Here is a 2,373-nt window from a genome sequence, read left to right on the forward strand (position 1 = left end):
CGCCGACGGTCTCCTCCTCGGGGGCGTCGTCGGGCGTGCCCTCGGGCAGCTCGATGTCGCGCGAGGCCAGGAACGAGCGCACGCCGTCGTAGCGCGGCTTGCCGTCGACGTACCGGTAGTAGTCGTCGTCGGTGTACGGCTCCTCGACCCCCCGCGCCGTCAGGAAGTCGTTGAACATCTGGTTCCAGGCGCGCATGTGCACCTCGGCCGTCGGGGTGATGACACCGTCGAGGTCGAAGAGGGCCGCGTCGTAGTCGCTCCAGTCCACCCGAGAAGCGTAGGCCCGCCTCGTGTCGCCGATGTGAACGGCGTCCGATTGCGGGTCGGGCCGGCGGGTACTCCCCGGGTGTGACCCCTCCCTCGTGCCCCGAAGTGGTGGGCCGGGCCGTCCGCGACCATGCTGGACGTCATGCCCCCCTCCGACGCTGACGACCTCGCGCGCCTCGCCGCGGCCCACGGCGTCGCGGTCGCGTACGAGGGCTCGGACCGGCGCCCCGTCGAGGTGGACCGCGAGATCGTCGTGGCCGTGCTCGGTCAGCTGGGCGTCGACGCCACGACCCCGGAGGCGGTCGGTCACGCACTCGAGCGCGCCGCGGCCGACGCCCGACCGCTCGAGTCGACCATCGCCGCGACGCAGGGCGTGGCCCGCGAGGTCGGCGTGGCGGGTCGGGTGCTGCTGGAGGACGGCGGCCACCTCGACGTGCAGGGGACGCTGCCCGCGGACCTGCCGCTCGGCTGGCACCGGTTCGTCACCGACGCCCAGGACGTGACGCTCGTCGTCGCCCCGGCCCGACTGCCGGAGGTGCCGCGCACGTGGGGCTGGATGCTCCAGCTGTACGCGTTGCACTCGGCCGGGTCGTGGCAGATGGGCGACCTGGTCGACCTCGCCGACCTGGCCCGACGCGCCGCCACCGAGCAGGGCGCCGGCGTGCTGCTGGTCAACCCGGTGCAGGCGTTCGTGCCGTCGACGCCGCTCGTCCGCTCCCCCTACTCCCCGTCGAGCCGACGGTTCGCGAGCCCGCTCTACCTGCGCGTGACCGACGTCGACGCCTTCGCCGCGGCCGACCCGTCCGTCCGCGACCAGGTGCTACGGCTAGCACCGGACCCCGATCCTGCGGACGACCTGCTCGACCACGACGCCGTGTGGGAGGCGAAGCGCGCGGCCCTGGAGCTGCTGCGACCCTTCGCCCCCGCCGACGAGGACGTCGACCTCGACGCCGAGCCCGACCTGGCCGCCTTCGCCACGTTCTCGGCCCTGGCCGAGCAGCACGGCGCCGACTGGCGCACCTGGCCGGAGCCGCTGCGCGACCCGACCTCCGACGCCGTCGTCCGGGCCCGCGCCGACCTGGCCGACCGCGTCGCCTTCCACGCCTGGCTCCAGCACCTGTGCCGTCAGCAGCTCGACGCCGCCCGCGACGCGGCCCACGACGCCGGCATGGCCGTCGGACTCGTGCACGACCTGCCGGTGGGCGTGCACCCCGGTGGCGCCGACGCCTGGGCCCTGCAGAGCGTGTTCGCCTCCGACGTGCGCGTCGGCTGCCCGGCCGACGCCTTCAACCCGCTCGGCCAGGACTGGGACCTCCCGCCGTGGCGGCCCGACCGCCTGGTGGAGACCGGCTACGCACCCTTTCGCGACGTCGTCCGCAGCGTGCTGCGCCACGGTGACGGCATCCGCGTGGACCACGTGGCGGGTCTGTGGCGGCTGTGGTGGATCCCGCCGGGCGAGCCCGCGCACCGCGGCACCTACGTGCACTACGACGCCGACGTGATGCTCGCCGTCCTGCTGCTCGAGGCCACCCGCGCCGGCGCCATCGTCGTCGGCGAGGACCTCGGCACCGTCGAGGACGTGGTCACCGAGACCATGCACGCGCGCGGCATCCTCAGCTCGGCCGTGCTGTGGTTCGAGCGCGACTGGGACGCCCCGGGGCAGCCGCACGTACCGCCCCGCGCCTGGGAGCCCGAGACCATGGCGAGCATCAGCACCCACGACCTGCCGACGGTCGAGGGCTGGCTGCGCGACGAACGCATCCACGTCCAGGACCGGCTCGACCTGCTGGGCGAGCCGGTGGACGACGCGCTCGCCACCGCGGCCGCCGACAAGGAGGCGCTGCTCGACCTGCTGCGCGCCGAGGGCGTCGACACCGACGACCTGCTCGTCGCGCTGCACGCCGTCATCGCTCCGGCCGCGTCGCGCCTGGTGCTGAGCTCACCCGCCGACGCCGTCGGCCAGGTGCGTCAGCCGAACCTGCCGGGCACCGTGGACGAGTACCCCAACTGGAAGGTCCGCCTTCCCGTGGACCTCGACGCCTTCTTCGACCACCCCCGGGTGCAGGCCGCCGTCGCCCCGCTGCGCGCCGCCCGCCCCACCTGACC

Annotated in this window: 1 protein-coding gene and 1 pseudogene; one reads left to right on the plus strand and one right to left on the minus strand. The window is 74.6% G+C overall.

Going from position 1 to position 2,373, the window contains the following annotated elements:
* Positions 1 to 268: pseudogene (locus ASF38_RS19210) on the minus strand (haloacid dehalogenase); the annotation flags it as partial.
* A gap of 141 nt (positions 269 to 409) precedes the next feature.
* Here ASF38_RS19210 and malQ point away from each other — a divergent pair.
* A complete protein-coding gene (gene malQ / locus ASF38_RS08410; RefSeq protein WP_056575434.1) occupies positions 410 to 2,371 on the plus strand; it encodes a 4-alpha-glucanotransferase in 1,962 nt (653 codons plus the stop codon).
* Positions 2,372 to 2,373 lie beyond the last annotated feature (2 nt).

The organism is Aeromicrobium sp. Leaf272 (assembly GCF_001422865.1).
Classification (GTDB): Bacteria; Actinomycetota; Actinomycetes; order Propionibacteriales; family Nocardioidaceae; genus Aeromicrobium.

Excerpts from the sequence above, each read along its gene's own strand:
- malQ (WP_056575434.1), top strand. The coding sequence starts at position 410 with ATGCCCCCCTCCGACGCTGACGACCTCGCGCGCCTCGCCGCGGCCCAC.